The following is a 16,486-nucleotide window of genomic DNA, read 5'->3' on the forward strand; positions in this document are numbered from 1 at the left end:
ACCGTGATGTTTCTGTAACCTCGACGCGATGACCACCCACGACCAGAGAGTTCTCGAGCGGCAGCCGACAACGGCACCGGCTCGACACTCCGGCGTCGGACGTGGTGACGTCGTTGCAGCGGTCGGATTTCTGGTCGCTGCCGTCTACGTCCTGCAGGGCCAGTGGCGCAATCTGGGTGGCGGCTACCTCTACAACAGCGGCCAGGACCAGACCATGTGGGAGTGGTTCTTCTCCGTCGCCGCGCATTCGGTTGCTTCGCTGAGCAACCCGTTTGCGAGTGACCTGCAGAATTACCCGCTCGGGGTGAATCTGATGGCGAACACGGCGATGTTCGGCATCTCCATCCCGCTGGCCCCGATCACGTTGCTATTCGGACCGACGGTGACCTGGGCAATTGCCCTCACCGTCGGACTGGCAGGAACGTCGTTCGCGTGGTTCTGGCTGTTCTCCCGCCAGCTCAACTCGTCCAAGGGTGCCGCGGCCATGGGCGGTGCGCTGTGCGGCTTCGCCCCCGGCGCGATCTCGCACGCCAACGGCCACCCCAACTTCGTGGTGCTGTTCCTGCTTCCGGTCATCGCCATGCTGGTCACCCGCATCGCCCGCGGCGGCGGTACCACCAAGAACACTGTCGGCCTCGGCCTGATCGTCGCGCTGCAGGTCCTGCTCGGCGAGGAACCGCTGCTGATCTTCGCGATGTCGTTCGCCATCTTCGCCGTCGTCTACTACCTGTCACGGCCGCGATCGCTGTGGCCCGCCGTCCGCAATACCGTGCCCCGACTCGCCGTATCGGCGGGCATCGCGTTGACTCTCGTGGCGTTTCCGCTGTGGTGGCAGTTCTTCGGCCCGCAGTCGTACTCGTTCCTCGAACACGGGCCGATGGGCAACGACGCCAAAGCGCTGTTCCAGTTCCCGACGCAATCCCTCGGCGGCGAGGCGACGCCGGGGCAGAACGTCCGCATCAACGCCACCGAGGAGAACGCGTACTTCGGTTGGCCGCTGCTGGTCCTGTGCCTGGTTGCCGCGGTGTGGATGTGGCGAGTCGCATCGGCCCGTGCCGCCGCCGCGACCGCGATCGTCATGAGCGTGCTCTCGCTCGGCGCGACGCTGGTGATCGGCAAGAACGACACCGGCATCACGCTGCCGTGGACGAAGCTCGCCGAGTACCCCCTCGTCGAATCCGTGCTCGAAACCCGCTTCGCGTTGGGCGCAGTGCCTGCCCTGGCCCTGCTGCTCGTCCTGGCCACCGATCGAACGTTCCGCAACGGACTGCGTCCGCTGCCTGCGTTCTGGATCGCCGGACTCGCCCTCGCGCTCGTGCCCCTCATCCCGACGCCGCTGGTCACCGTCGACAAGTCTCCGACCCCGGAGTTCTTCGCCGACGGTGAGTGGGAGAACTACGTCGACGACGGTTCCGTCGTCACCGTTCCTCTCCCACGGCCCGAGGACGCGCGCCCGCTGCGCTGGCAGATGGACGCCGACATGGGCTTCAAGTTGGCCGCCGGATACTTCGTCGGACCGAGCGACCAAGAAGACAAGGTCGCCAAGTACGGAGCCGTCGATCGGCCCACCGCACTGCTGCTCGGCTCGGTCTACGACTCGGGCACCGTTCCCGAGATCACCGACGATCAGCGAAGTCAGGCAGCGCAGGACATGGTGTTCTGGGAGGCCGACGTCGTCGTCCTGCCGCCGAGCAAGAACACCATCGCCCTACGCACCACCGTGACCGACCTCGTCGGTGTCCAGCCTCGATACACCGGTGGCGTATGGGTGTGGGATGTGCGGACGCTCGTCCCATAGCATCGTCGGCGTGCCCGAGACCGCTCCGAACCCGAAAACCGCCCGGCTGGTAGCGATCGTCACCGGCATCATCGGTGCGGTTCTGGCCATCGCGACTCCGTTGCTGCCGGTTCAGCAGGACGTCGCGACGCTGTCGTGGCCGCAGAGTTCGTTCGGCAGCGTCAATGCCCCGCTGGTGAGCTACTCGCCCGTCGACCTCGAAGCAACCGTTCCGTGCAGCGCGGCCAGTGCTCTCACCGACGGCGGCACCCTGGTCTCCACTGCACCCATCGCCGCTGCGAAGACCGAGCAGAAGGCACTGATCGTGCGGGTCGACGACGGCCGACTGCAGGTTCTGCTGCGCGATCGGGTTCTTGCCGAGACTCCCGTTTCCGAGCTGAGCGGCAATTGCGCCCTGACCGTGTCGTCCAACGCCACCAACACCGTCGTCGACCTCGACGGCGAGGCGATCACGGTGGACGGAGACATCCGGCCGCAGGTCGTCGGCATCTACACCGACCTCGAAGCCCCGGTCGACGGCCTGACCGTGCGCGCGGACATCGACTCGCGCTACTCCTCGAGTCCCACCGCGTTCAAGTTGCTGGCCATGATCGTCGGCGCACTCGCTGTGATCGCATCCCTGTTCGCGCTGCATCGCCTCGACGGCATGGACGGTCGACGCCACCGCCGATTCCTCCCCTCACGCTGGAAGTCGATCACCGGCGTCGACGCCGTCGTGGTGGGCGTGCTGGTGCTGTGGCACTTCATCGGCGCGAACACCTCCGACGACGGCTACCTGCTCAACATGGCCCGCGTCTCCGAGAACGCCGGCTACATGGCCAACTACTTCCGCTGGTTCGGCGTCCCCGAAGCACCGTTCGGCATGCCGTACTACGACATGCTCGCCGCCCTCGCCAAGGTCAGCACCGCCAGTATCTGGATGCGCCTGCCCGCCACCATCGCGGCCCTGCTGTGCTGGCTGGTGATCAGCCGCGAGGTCATCCCCCGCCTCGGCCGCGCGGTGCTCACCAACCGGGTCGCGCTGTGGACCGCCGGATTCGTGTTCCTCGCCTTCTGGCTGCCCTACGACAACGGACTGCGCCCAGAACCGATCATCGCCCTCGGTGCCCTGCTCACGTGGTGCTCGATCGAACGCGCCATCGCCACCGGACGACTGCTGCCCGCCGCCATCGGCACCCTGATCGCCGCCTTCTCCCTCGCCGCCGGTCCCACCGGGTTGATCGCCGTCGCCGCCCTGCTCGCCGGACTGCGCCCGCTGGTGATGATCGTGGTCAAGCGAGCTCGCCAGGTGGGACTGCTCGCCGTCCTCGCGCCGCTGGTCGCGTCGGGACTGGCGGTGCTGATCGCGATCTTCGCCGACCAGACTCTGGCCACCGTCCTCGAAGCGACCCGGGTGCGTTCGGCCATCGGACCGAACGTGCCGTGGTTCGAAGAACGCGTCCGCTGGGACGCATTGATGACCATCTCGCCCGACGGCTCGCTCGCCCGACGATTCGGCATGTTCGCGATGCTGCTGTGCATCGTCGTGTGCATCGCGGTGATGCTCCGCAAGAACGGACGCATCCCCGGCACGGCCACCGGGCCGTCGCGTCGGATTCTCGGAATCATCCTGGGCGCACTGGCTCTGATGATGTTCACGCCCACCAAGTGGACCCACCACTTCGGTGTGTACGCCGGTCTCGCCGCATCGTTGGCCGCGCTGGCTGCCGTGGCCGTCACCGCGGCAACCGTCCGATCCCCGCGCAACAGAACACTGTTCACCGCCGCCGTACTGTTCCTGACGGCGGTGGCGTTCACCAGCTCCAACGGATGGTGGTACGTCTCGAGCTACGGCATTCCGTGGTTCGACAAGCCGCCGTCCATTGCCGGAAAGGGCTTTTCGACGATCCTGCTCGGCCTGACGATTCTGACGCTGCTCTACGCCGCCTATCAGCACGTCCGATTGCCCTATCGCCGAAAGGAACCCAGCACGCGTCGACGCTTCGCGCCGTCCGCGCTGACCATCGTCGCCGGCGGGGTCGTCGCCTTCGAGGTGCTCTCGTTCGTCAAAGGCGCTGTGGCGCAGTACCCGGCGTACTCCATTGCCCGATCGAACTTCTCCGCCCTCGCCGGAAACTCGTGCGGACTCGCCGGCGACGTGCAGGTGGAGACCGACGTCAACGGCTCGGTCCTGCAACCGCTCGATCCCGCAGCCGACGCACTGGGTGCCGGCGGCAGTACCGGCTTCACCCCCGACGGCGTCGCCCAGGACCTGACCGCAGACTCCGAGGACACCGCGCAGGGCAGCGCCAACTCCATCCGCCCCGAGGACTCCGAACAGAGCGCCGCGGCCACCTCGTCCAACTCCGCCGGCACCTCCGGCGGAACCAACGAGAACGTCGGAATCAACGGCAGCACAGTCGCTTTGCCGTTCGGTTTGAATCCTGCATCCACTCCGGTGCTGGGCAGCTTCGGAGCCACCGAGCCCGCGTCCCTGACCTCGGGCTGGTACGAGCTTCCTGGAGACGGCGACCTCATTGCCATCGCCGCCGCAGGCCGCATCCGATCGGTCGACAAGGACGGCGTCGTCACCCCGGGCCAACGCGTCGAACTGGAATACGGACGCCGCGACGGCGGCGACGTTCAGGCATTGGGCCGCGTCACCCCGCTCGATATCGGTCCGTCGCCGTCGTGGCGCAACCTGCGGGTCCCGATGAACGACCTGCCCGCCGACGCGGACGTCGTGCGCATCGTCGCCGAGGACAACGACCTGGCCGGCGATCAATGGCTCGCCGTCACCCCGCCGCGTGTCCCGAAGACCCAGACGCTGAACTCGCTGGTCGGATCGACCGATCCGGTGTTGCTGGACTGGGCCGTCGGACTCGCGTTTCCGTGCCAGCGCCCGTTCGATCATCGCGACGGCGTCGCCGAGGTACCGAAGTACCGCATCCTGCCCGACCGCACCGGTGCCGAATCCACCAACGCCTGGCAGGACTCGATCGGCGGCGGCCCGCTCGGCTGGACCGAACTGCTCCTCGGAGCGCAGACACTGCCGTCGTACCTCGCCGACGACTACTCCCGAGATTGGGGCTCGATCGAGAGATACATGCCACTCGATCCCGACGCGGCGACGGCCGAGATCGACGTCGAGCAGCAGTCACGGTCCGGATTGGCCAGCGACGGGCCGATGAAAACCGACTGATCCCCTGGTTCTGTAACGATTCCGGGGACGGTGCCTGTGTGACCTCTTCGTCACGCTCGCATAACATCGACTCTCGTGCCCGACGTCGTGACAGATTCATCAGCTGGTCCACCCGTTCCCGCTCCACTGCGAGCCTCGGACGAACTTCGTGCTCAGGTACGAGTTCCCCGGCTGATCGCCATGGTGGCCGGCGTTCTCGGTGTGCTGTTCGCGCTGATCACTCCGTTCGCACCCGTCACTCAGACCACCGCCACCATCGCATGGCCGCAGAACGGGCTCCTGCAGGACGTGGACGCCCCGCTGGTGTCCCAGGCACCCCTGAGCCTCACCGCGACCCTCCCGTGCTCTGCCGTCGCAGCACTCCCCGCGTCGGGCGGGCTACTGCTGGCAACGGCACCCCCACAGGGTGAAGGCGCGGCACTGAACAGTCTCTTCGTTCGCGTCGGCGAATCGAACGTCGACGTTCTCGACCGCAACGTGGTCGTCGCGACGGCACCTCGCGCCGACGTCGAGAGCACCCGCTGCGCGACCATCGAGATCACCTCGAACGACCAGTACACCTCCGCGGCATTCACCGGACTGACCGACGACGACGGCCAACCGATCCAAGGCCGTCTCGACGGCGACCTACGCCCCCAGGTCGTCGGCATCTTCAGCGATCTCAGCGGTGCGGCCCCGGCCGACATGTCCGTCACCGTCGATGTCGACTCGCGGTTCTCGTCGTCGCCGACGCTCCTGAAGTCCCTGATCATGATCCTCGCGATCGCCTGCACCCTGTTGGCCATCGGCGCACTCGGCCGGCTCGACGGCACCGACGGTCGCGCGCACCGCCGCTTCTTCCCGTCGCACTGGTGGAAGTTCACCGGCGTCGACGTCACCGTGCTCGGTGCTCTGGTCGGTTGGCACTTCGTCGGCGCGAACACCTCCGACGACGGCTACCTGCTCACGATGGCCCGCGCCGCCGATCACTCCGGCTACATGGCCAACTACTTCCGCTGGTTCGGCGTCCCCGAGGCACCGTTCGGCTGGTACTACGACGTACTCGCCGTCTTCGCCAAGATCTCGACCGCCAGCCCGTGGATGCGCCTGCCCGCCCTCATCGCAGGCGTCCTGTGCTGGATGGTGATCAGTCGAGAGGTGGTGCCACGCCTCGGCCGTGCCGTCCGCAAGTCCAACGTCGCCCTGTGGACCGGCGGACTGGTGTTCCTCGCGTTCTGGCTGCCGTACAACAACGGTCTGCGCCCCGAACCGATCGTCGCCCTCGGAGCACTGCTCACCTGGTGCTCGGTGGAACGATCCATCGCCACCGGCCGATTGCTCCCCGCAGCCGCAGCATGTCTCATCGGAGCCTTCACCCTCGCCGCAGCGCCGACCGGATTGATGTGTGTGGCAGCGCTTCTCGCCGGAGCCCGGCCCATCGCGCGCATCGTCGTTCGACGCCACCGCCAGGTGGGCACCCTTGCGATGCTGGCACCTCTGGCCGCAGCAGGCGTACTGGTCCTCGTCGTCGTCTTCGCCGACCAGACGTACGCCACGGTCATCGAGTCGACCCGAGTCCGCACCATCATCGGCCCCAACGAGGCGTGGTATCAGGACTTCCTGCGCTACTACTACCTCTTCGTACAGACCGTCGACGGCTCGGTCGCACGCCGCTTCGCGTTCCTGACGATGATCCTGTGCCTGTTCACGACACTGTTCGTGCTGCTGCGTCGCCGACGCATCCCCGGTATCGCGAACGGTCCGGCCTGGCGCCTGCTCGGCGTCGTGCTCGGCACCATCTTCTTCATGATGTTCAACCCCACCAAGTGGACTCACCACTTCGGTTCCTACGCCGGAATCGCCGGTGGCCTGGCCGCGCTGACGGCCGTCGCTGTTTCGGCCAGCGCCCTGCGCTCGCGGCGGAACCGGTCGCTGTTCACCGCCGGACTGATGTTCGTTCTCGCACTGTCGTTCTCGGGCATCAATGGCTACTGGTACGTCTCGAGCTACGGCGTTCCGTGGTTCGACAAGACGGTCTCGCTCGGCGGCAACGAATCCGGCACCCTGTTCCTCATCCTCTTCGGACTCGTCCTCGCCGTCGCCGCATTCCAGTACCTACGCGAGGGATACGCTCCCCCACAACCGAAACCGACATCCGCGCGCGGCAAACGCATCCGCAAGTTCGCTGCCGCACCGCTGACCGTCATCGCCGGAATCATGGTGCTCTTCGAGATACTCTCGCTCGTCAAGGGAGCCGTCTCGCAGTACCCCGCATACTCGTTGGCACGCTCGAATGTCCAATCGGTACTGGGTAATTCATGCGGACTCGCCAACGACGTCCTCGTCGAATCGAACCCCAACGCAGGCGTGCTGAGCCCGCTACCCGAGGACTTCGACCCCGTCGCAGGACCCCTCGGCGGATCGAGCAGCACACTGCGCAACTTCACCGCCAACGGCGTTCCCAGCGACCTCAGCGCGGACGCCGTGGAAGTCAAACCAGGACAAGGCAATACCGACCAACAGGCCGTCGGACCCGCCTTCGAGGAAGGCCAGAGTTCGGGTACCGCAGGAGGCACCGGCGAAGTGGGCGTCAACGGCTCCTCCGCCGCCCTGCCCTTCGGACTCGACCCGGCCACCACGCCCGTCCTCGGCTCCTACCAAGAAGGCATCCAGGAGCCCGCGTCGGCCACCTCGAGCTGGTACCAACTACCCGCCCGCAGCGACGACGCACCCCTGGTCGTCTTCTCCGCAGCCGGACGCATCTGGTCCTACGACGACACCGGGGCCCTCACCTACGGACAGTCGCTACTGCTCGAATACGGCAAGCGCCAGCCCGACGGTAGCGTCCAGGCCCAGGGCGCCTACCTGCCGCGCGACATCGGACCCGCACCCTCGTGGCGCAACCTCCGAATCCCGTTGGCGGACATCGCACCCGACGCCGACGCCGTCCGCATCGTCGCCAACGACCCCAACCTCACCGGCGACCAGTGGCTCGCGTTCACTCCGCCGCGGGTGCCCGTGATGGAAAACCTGAACACCCTCATCGGCAGCGAACAACCCGTGCTGCTCGACTGGGCCGTCGGACTCCAATTCCCGTGCCAACGTCCCTTCGACCACCGGTACGGCGTCGCCGAGGTACCCGGATATCGCATCCTCCCCGACCGCCCACTCGCCGTCAGCTCCACCGACACCTGGCAGTCCGGCGAGAACGGCGGCCCCCTGGGCTGGTCCGAACTACTCGCCAAGCCCGTCACCGTCCCCACCTACCTCGAGAACGACTGGGCCAGAGACTGGGGTTCGTTGGAGCGCTACGAGCAGTACTACCCGAGCGCCGTGCCCGCTGAACCCGAAACAGCAGACGTCACCCGATCGGGCTTCTACAAAGACGGACAACTGCGAGTATTCGAGGACTGACTCCGCCCGCCCCCCGCTCCGCGTCAATGGACCCTTGCATGCGTCTCGACCGTGCAAGGGTCCATTCACGTTTCGGCCCGTCGTGGGTCAATGGACCGCTGCATACGTCTGATCGCGTCAATGGTCCATTCACCTTCCGTGGGGCAGGAGCCACACGCCCGCAGACGGCCATCGGAGTTGGTAGCGCCATCGGCCGGCCTTAACATCCGAGCCCGACAGCGTCGTCCACCTCGAGAGTGGTAACGGCCAATTCATCCACAGAGTGGTCGTTGATCCACAGACCGCCCGCGGCAGCGCCGAAGGCGACGAACGTGTCGGAGCCGAATTCCACTCTTCAGGCATGAAGAGACGATTGTGGAACGCAGATTCATTGTTCGACCTGAGCTCGGCCGGCGTTGTGACGCGCCGGCAGCTTCGTGAGGCGGGCGTGAGTGATGCAGCGATCGACAGCAGATGCGCGCCCGGCGGTCCGTGGCAGCGGTTGCTACCGGGCGTCGTACTGCTGCGCAACGGTCATCCGTCGACGCTCGAGCGCTCAGCCGCGGCGCTCGCGTACGGCGGACCGACGAGCATGATCACCGGCTGCGTCGGACTCGATTCGTTCGGATACGGGACCAACGGGTCCGCCGGGGAGGTTCATCTGCTGCTACCCGCGCAGATGCGTCGGGCATCGGTGTCTTTCGTGCGAGCAGAGCGCACGTGGCGGCTTCCGAAGCCCATAACCAAGGGCAGCATCCGCGTTGCTCCTCTGGTGCGTTCATTGGTCGACGCCACGCGGGCCGCGAAATCCGAGACACGGTGCATTGCCCTGCTGACCGAGGTACTCCAACGAGGCGGCGTGTCCATCGACGAAATCGCCACCGAATTGGCCGAAGGTCCGCGCCGCTACAGCGCACTCACCCGGCGTGTACTTCTCGAGCTGCGGGACAACGCGCACTCGGTGGCAGAACTCGAAGACCAACGCCTGTACCGAAGCAGCGGGCTGCCTCCGATGACACACAACTGCGACATCTACGCTCCAAGCGGAGAGTTCATCGCCAAGACCGACGGCTGGATCGACGCCGTGGCACTGGCACGGGAGATCGATTCCGTGACCCATCATCTGTCACCGGCCGACTACCAGCGGACACAAGCTCGACGCAACCGAATGCAGGCCCACGGACTGATCGTCGTATCCCATTCACCACAAGACATCCGCGATCGACCGAACCAGGTGCTCGACGACTTACGAAAGAATTACCAACACGCTCTCGCCAGACCTAGACCGGATGTCGTGATGGTTCCACACCAATCGGCCGGGTGAATGGACCATCGGACACGTCTGAGCAGTGCAGTGGTCCATTGACACAGCCGCGGCTGGTGCGTGAATGAACCATCGCACACGTCTGACCGGTGCAGTGGTCCATTGACGCGAACGGGAGCGGAGCGACCCCCGACAAACGACGATCGCCCCACTTCGGTTCGACTAGATCGGGAGCAACGAGTGCTTACGTGGACTCTTGTGCACTTCCTTGTCTTTCAGGATGTGCAGGGCCTTACGAATTTCGAGGCGGGTTTGCGAGGGCTCGATGACCGCGTCGATGTAGCCACGTTCGGCGGCGATCCAGGGCGTTGCCACGTGTTCGTTGTAGAAGTTGATGAGCTGCTTGCGCAGGGCCGGTGCGTTCTCTCCGGCCTCGGCGAGTTGCTTGCGACTCATGATGTTGATGGCACCTTCGGCACCCATGACGGCGATGCGGGCAGTCGGCCAGGCGAGGTTGATGTCGGATCCGAGCTGCTTCGAGCCCATCACCGCGTATCCACCGCCGTACGACTTGCGGATCACCACGGTCAGTTTCGGCACCGTCGCCTCGACGAAGGAGAAGATGAAACGGCCGCCGCGATGGATGACGCCGAGAGTCTCCTGGTCGACGCCGGGCAGGAAGCCGGGTGTGTCGACGAGGAAGATGATCGGAATGTTGTAGGCATCGCTGAGGCGGATGAAGCGAGCGCATTTGTCCGCTGCCTTGGCGTCGAGCGCCCCGGACAGGTGCATCGGCTGATTGGCGACGATGCCCACCGGCCGACCGTCGACGCGGGCGAAGCCGGTGATGACGTTCGGTGCCGTCTGGCCCGACAGTTCGTGGAATTCACCGTCGTCGAATATGCGCAGGATGATGTCGTGCATGTCGTAACCGGCGTTGTCGGCGTCGGGCATGAACGAGTCGAGCTTGCGATCGGATTCGGTGATCTCCGGCTCGAGCCCCGGGTTGATCACCGGCGACTCCTCCTGGCAGCTCGACGGCATGTAGCTCAGGTAGTTCCGGATCCACTCGAAAGCGGCCTTCTCGTCGGCAGCGACGTGGTGCACGTTGCCGTTGACAGCCTGGACGCGGGCACCGCCCAGCTCGTCGAGGCTGACGTCCTCACCGGTGACGGACTTGATGACGTCCGGACCGGTGACGAACATGTACGCCTCTTCGGTGGCGACCACGATGTCGGTGTTGATGGGCGCGTACACGGCACCACCGGCACACTTGCCGAGGATCAGGGAGATCTGCGGGCACAGACCGGACAGCGCCTCGTGGCGTCGACCCAGCTCGGCGTACCAGGCCAGGGACGTGACCGCGTCCTGCACACGAGCTCCGCCGGAGTCGTTGATGCCGACGACCGGGCAACCCATCTTGATGGCGAAGTCCATGATTCCGGCGACCTTGCGGCCGAACATCTCGCCGACGGTTCCGCCGAACACCGTCTGATCGTGCGAGAACACGGCGATCGGACGACCGTCGACGGTTCCGTGGCCGGTCACGACGCCGTCGCTGTAGAGAGCGGCCGGGTCGTTCGGGGCCTTCACCAGTGCGCCGATCTCGACGAAGCTACCGGGATCGAGCAACGACTTGACGCGATCGCGGGCACTGGGGATGCCCTTCTTCGCACGCTTGGCTACGCCGATGTCGCCGGCCGGTTCCTCGGCCTGTTCGAGCTTCGTCCGTAGTTCGGCCAGCTTCTCCGCAGTGGTGCCACTCAAGATCTACGCTCCGGTTCTTGCAGACTCGATGTTCTCGAGCGTCTTCGACAAATGGGCCGCAATTTTTCCAATGTACGGCTCGTCGACGACCGCGAGGTGATCGCCTCCGACGTAGACGATCTCCAGGTCCTCGACCACCGGTCCCCAGCCACCGTGCTCTTCGCGGGTGGCGTACGCGGGCTCGAGAGCGATCGCGTCGTCGTGGTACTTGTCGGCCATGTACAGCGTCACGTGACCGCCGTACTTCTTGAGCTCGGCCGTCTGGATGGCCCGATTGTCGAGCCACGACGTGCGCTGATGCTCGATGATCCCGCCGGGGATCTTGGCACCGCTGAGCTTGACCAGATCGGTGATGATGCGGATCTGTCCCTCGTCGTCGGAGTCGACCAGCTTGTCGTAGGGAATCGGGTAGTCGACGTTGTACGTCTTCTTCGCGAACGCCGCGTAGCGTTCCCAGCGCTTGCGCACCTCGTCCTTGGTGTCCGGGATCTGCGTGCCGGGCATGACGGTGTCGAGCAGCCCCACGTAGGCGACCTCGATGCCCTCTTCCTCCATCTGACGCGCGACCTCGTAGGCGAGGATGCCGCCGAGCGACCAGCCGACGAACACGTACGGTCCTTCGGGCTGGATCGCCTTGATCAGCGGCACGTACTCCGCAGCTCGCACGGCGATGGGGCCTTCGACGCGCTCGAGGCCGTACATCGGCGTGCCGGCAGGCAGCTTCCGCAGCAGCGGCTCGTAGGCGACGGTGGAGCTGCCGGCCGAGTGGAACGCGAACACCGGTGTGGCGGTGGAGCCTTCGGGCCGGGCACGCAGATTGCGTACGACGCCGTCGATCTCACCGTCCTCGAGGTGCGGACGAACCTTGTCTGCGAGCTGTTCGATGGTCTCGGAGTCGAGGACGTCGTCGAAGGTGATCTCGCCGCCGGCCCGCTCGGTCAGACGAGCGGCCAGCTTCTCCGCCGTCTCGTCGTCGAGGATCGGCAGGGTGTTGAAGATTCCCTTGGCCGATTCCTTCGTCACCACAGCCCATGTCGCGAACGTCATCCGCTCGGCATTGTCGCGCGGAGGCACGTCGGATCCGGCGGCCTCGGCGAATGCTTCCTTGCCGCCGAGATCGGTCTGCGCCGCGGCAGCAACTGCCGGGGCAGCCTTCTCGACGGGGGCAGCGTCCTCGGCAATGGGGGCAGCGGGGGCAGGCTCGACGGCGGCCGGCGACGCAGCAGCCTGTTCGGCCGCCTTCTCCGCCGCCTGCTTGTCTGCCAGTGCCTGCACCTCATCGCGGTTCTCGATCGCGTAGCGCAGGTACTTCTCCACCTCACGCAGGTTGGCGTCACGCACGGCCTGCAATTGCACTGTGGGGATATCGAATTCGTACTCGACACGGTTCTTGATGCGCACGGCGCTGAGCGAATCCAGCCCCAGTTCGATCAGCGGAACCTCGGGCGGCAGATCCTCAGGCGCGTAGCCCATGGACTCCGCGACGATGACGGCCAGTCGGTCCTCGAGCTTCTGGTTGCCGTTCGGATCCCAGCGATCACCGAACGTCTCGACGACCTCCGGCAGCTCCTCCATGGGAGACGAGGAGCGCTCTTCCACAGCCACAACGGGTTCCGGTCGAACGTCACCCGAGGTGACGACGGCCTCGTGCAGCAGGGTGAACGCCGAGCCCTCGTGCGCGTGCACCTGTACCGACGCGCCACCGAGGTGCGAGGTCAACGTGGTGACGACCGTACCCGCCTTCGGCACGCCGGCGTGGGAGACCGAAACGCCCAGTGCCACATCGGAGAACACCTGCGACGCGGCAGCAGTGACCAGTGCATCGAAATCGGCGACGGCGGAGGCCTGGACCTCCCAGACGTGCCGGCCGTCCGGCAATGCGACGCGGGCACCGGGAACTCGCGCGTTACCGCTGGAGCTGACCTGCGAGTTCAGCCAGAACTCCTTGCGCAGGTAGGCAGTTCGCGGGATGTCCGCGTACGGGCCGGATTCGAACAGCGTTGCCAGTTCCAGTGCATGACCGTGGACGTACAGCTGCGCCAGAGCGGCGAGGAAGGTCTCGGACTCGTCTTCCTTGCGCTTGAGCGTCGGAATCAGAGTCGAATCGGCGACGCCTGCAGCCCAAGCCGTGGCGGCGACCGACATCAATGCGACGGGATTGGGAGCGAGCTCGACGAACGTCGTATGCCCATCTCCCACAGCGACATTGACGGCCTGAGTGAACCAGACCGGATGACGCATTCCCTTGGTCCAGTACTCGACGCCGTGGATCGGCGCATGCCCGACGCGATAGTGGGCCTCGCGATCGACCGACGAGTAGACCCCGGCCGTGAGCTTGCCGGGTTCGATTCCGGCGAGTTCGGCGGCCAGCTCACCGAGCAGCACGTCGACGGCTGCGGTGTGTCCGGCACCCTTGACGTCGAGGAGTCGGGCCATCTTGCCTGCGGCCTCGGCCATCTCGACGAGAGCCTCGACCTCGGCGCGTGGTCCGCCGACGGTGGTGTGGGTCGGTGCTGCGTAGACGCAGGGCTCGACGTTGGGGAACTGATCGGTGAGGGTCTTGACCTCGTCGGGGGTGTACTCGACAAGAGCCATTGCGCCCTGCGATGCGGCTCCGAGTCCGTCCTGGCCCTCGGCCAGCAGTCGCGACCGGGCGTAGATGATGCGCACTGCATCTTCGAGGTTCAGGCCGCCGGCGACGTATGCAGCCGCGACCTCACCCATCGAGTGTCCGATGACGGCCGACGGCTCGGCACCGTGCGCGCGGAGCGTTGCGGCCAAGGCGATCTGGATGACGAAGATGCCCACCTGGGAGTTCTCGAACTCGTAGGTCTGCGAGTCGTCGAGGATGATCTCGCGGATGGAGTAGCCGGCCTCGTCGACCAGCAGTTCGTCCACCTTGTCGACCTCGGCGGCGAACACCGCGTTGGTGCGGTAGAGGCGCGATGCCATCTTGCGGTGCTGTGAGCCGAAGCCGGAGAACACCCACACTGCACCGTTGGAGGCCGGTGAGTCTGCGGAGAACACTCCGGGTCCGGGCTTTCCTGCGGCGATGGCGCGCAATCCTGCGATGGCCTCGGCGGTGGTGGATGCCAGAACCACTGCGCGCGAACGCCCGTGGTTGCGGCGGGCCAACGTGCGGCCGACGTCGACGAGAGGCGTCGTGCTGCCCTCTTCGGTTTCGAGCCAGTCGGCCAACTCTCCGGCGGCTCGCTTGCGGCGCGACGGAAGGGCCGCGGACACAGCGAGAATGACTGTCTCCGAACCGGTTTCAGCATCGGACAGAATCGTCTCGGCCTCGGCTACCGGATCGGTCGTCTCGACCTCCGAGACGGCAGGTTCAGGCTCGGGGTCGGCGACGATCGGCAGCTCGGCACCGGAGACGTCGGTGAGGCCTTCGACGAGAACGGCTTCCGGGTCCACGGCCGCGGGGTCGAATGCGCCGTCGGTCTCACCCGGGACGTACTCGCGCACGACGACGTGTGCGTTGGTACCACCGAAGCCGAAACCGGACACACCCGCGACGGCCTTGCCGGTGTACCGCGGCCAGTCGGTGGCCTCCGGAATCACCTTCAGGTGTGCCTTGTCGAAGTCGATGTACGGGTTGGGGCCCGCGTAGTTCAGCGAGGCGGGGAGCTTGTTCTCCTGCATCGCGAGCACGACCTTGATCAAACCTGCTGCGCCCGCGGCAGATTCGAGGTGTCCGAAGTTGGTCTTCGCCGATCCCAGCAGAGCCGGCTTGTCGGCGTCACGGCCGCGACCGACCACCCGACCGAGAGCGTCCGCCTCGATCGGGTCGCCCAGAATGGTTCCGGTGCCGTGCGCTTCGATGTAGTCGACGCCCGACGGGTTGATGCCGGCGTCGCGGTATGCGAACCGCAGCGCATCGGCCTGTGCGTCCGGGTTCGGCGCAAGCAGACCGTTGGAGCGGCCGTCCTGGTTGATCGCGGATCCGGCGATGACGGCGAGGATGTCGTCCCCGTCGCGTTCGGCGTCCTCGAGTCGCTTGAGCACGACGAGTCCGCCGCCTTCGGAGCGGATCATGCCGTTCGCGTCGGAGGAGAAGGCCTTGATTCGGCCGTCGGGCGCGAGCACCCCCGTCTGGCCGAAGCCGACGGTGATGGGCGGCGCGAGAAGCATGTTGACGCCACCGGCAACGGCGAGATCGGATTCGCCGGTACGCAGACTGCGCACCGCCTGGTGCACGGCGACCAGCGATGACGAGCACGCGGTGTCGACGGCGATCGACGGCCCGCGGAAGTCGTAGAAGTAGGACACTCGGTTGGCGACGATGGCGGTGGACGTACCGGTGAGGGCATACGGGTGCACGGCCGGGTCGCTGACGGCGATGAGCTGGTAGTCGTTGGAGGAGCTGCCGATGAAGACGCCGACCTGGCTGCCCTTGATCGAGCTGGCCGGAATGTGCGCGTGCTCCAACGCTTCCCAGGTCAGCTCGAGTGCGAGCCGCTGCTGCGGGTCGACGTTGACGACCTCGTTGGGCGACATCGCGAAGAATTCGGCGTCGAAGGTCTTGACGTCGTCGAGGTAACCACCCTTGGTCACCGTTGCGGCCACCGCGGCGGCGATGACCGGATCGGAGGTGAATTCCTGCCAGCGGCCGTCGGGCAGATCGGTGATGCCGTCGCGGCCCTCGATCAGCAGCGACCACATCTCCTCCGGAGTCTGTCCGGTGCCGGGGAAACGGGACGACAGGCCGACGATCGCGACGTCGTGCGCGTCGCCGGAGTTCCCGCCGCTGGTGTAGAACGCGTCGTCGACGGTGCCGACAGGCTCGTCCGGCTCGCCCTCGATGATGATCTTGGCCAGCGAGGCGATGGTGGGGTGCTGGTAGACGACGGTGGCGGTCAGCGTGACTCCCACCAGCTCCTCGATCTCGCCGCTCAATGCGACGGCATCGCGAGAAGACAGACCGAATTCCTCCATCGGGCGGTCGTCGGAGATGGCCGACGCCGGTTGCCCGGTCGCGTCCGCAACCCAGTTGCGCAGCCAGTCCCGCAGCTGCGCAACCGTGAGGTCTCCGCCGTCCACGCGCTCGATTTTGTCTGTCTCTAGTTCAGCCATTACTCACCAAGTCGTGTCGGAG

At 66.1% G+C, this 16,486-nt stretch carries 6 protein-coding genes; 4 read left to right on the forward strand and 2 right to left on the reverse strand.

Annotated elements, in window-relative coordinates; genetic code table 11:
• Window positions 1-28 precede the first annotated feature (28 nt).
• The 4 genes from CH273_RS14810 (at window position 29) to CH273_RS14825 (ending at window position 9,675) form a co-directional block, all read left to right on the forward strand.
• Window positions 29-1,798, forward strand: coding sequence for a glycosyltransferase family protein (locus CH273_RS14810; RefSeq protein ID WP_032396428.1), 1,770 nt, complete (start codon window positions 29-31; stop codon window positions 1,796-1,798).
• On the forward strand, window positions 1,776-4,979 hold the full coding sequence (locus tag CH273_RS14815; RefSeq protein WP_052049811.1) for an arabinosyltransferase domain-containing protein: 3,204 nt from the start codon (window positions 1,776-1,778) through the stop codon (window positions 4,977-4,979). The genes CH273_RS14810 and CH273_RS14815 overlap by 23 nt, the downstream gene beginning before the upstream one ends.
• Before the next feature lie 75 nt (window positions 4,980-5,054).
• Complete coding sequence (locus tag CH273_RS14820; RefSeq protein ID WP_032396429.1) at window positions 5,055-8,372, forward strand: arabinosyltransferase domain-containing protein; 3,318 nt, start codon at window positions 5,055-5,057, stop codon at window positions 8,370-8,372.
• A gap of 340 nt (window positions 8,373-8,712) precedes the next feature.
• The gene (locus CH273_RS14825; protein ID WP_032396430.1) at window positions 8,713-9,675 is read left to right on the forward strand and encodes a hypothetical protein; all 963 of its coding nucleotides are present in this window, start codon (window positions 8,713-8,715) and stop codon (window positions 9,673-9,675) included.
• A 162-nt stretch (window positions 9,676-9,837) separates the two neighbouring features.
• On the opposite strand, the gene CH273_RS14830 is transcribed toward CH273_RS14825, so the two are convergent.
• Window positions 9,838-11,382: an acyl-CoA carboxylase subunit beta gene (locus CH273_RS14830; RefSeq protein ID WP_032396431.1), complete on the reverse strand. Its 1,545-nt coding sequence runs from the start codon at window positions 11,380-11,382 to the stop codon at window positions 9,838-9,840.
• Between the two features lie 3 nt (window positions 11,383-11,385).
• Window positions 11,386-16,464 (reverse strand): polyketide synthase Pks13, encoded by a 5,079-nt coding sequence (gene pks13 / locus CH273_RS14835; RefSeq protein WP_032396432.1) that lies wholly within the window; start codon window positions 16,462-16,464, stop codon window positions 11,386-11,388.
• Between the last annotated feature and the right edge of the window lie 22 nt (window positions 16,465-16,486).

This window comes from Rhodococcus sp. 05-339-2 (assembly GCF_002258965.1).
Taxonomy (GTDB): Bacteria; Actinomycetota; Actinomycetes; order Mycobacteriales; family Mycobacteriaceae; genus Rhodococcoides.

Excerpts from the sequence above, each read along its gene's own strand:
- pks13 (WP_032396432.1), bottom strand. The coding sequence starts at position 16,464 with ATGGCTGAACTAGAGACAGACAAAATCGAGCGCGTGGACGGCGGAGAC.
- CH273_RS14825 (WP_032396430.1), top strand. The coding sequence starts at position 8,713 with ATGAAGAGACGATTGTGGAACGCAGATTCATTGTTCGACCTGAGCTCG.
- CH273_RS14810 (WP_032396428.1), top strand. The coding sequence starts at position 29 with ATGACCACCCACGACCAGAGAGTTCTCGAGCGGCAGCCGACAACGGCA.
- CH273_RS14815 (WP_052049811.1), top strand. The coding sequence starts at position 1,776 with ATGTGCGGACGCTCGTCCCATAGCATCGTCGGCGTGCCCGAGACCGCT.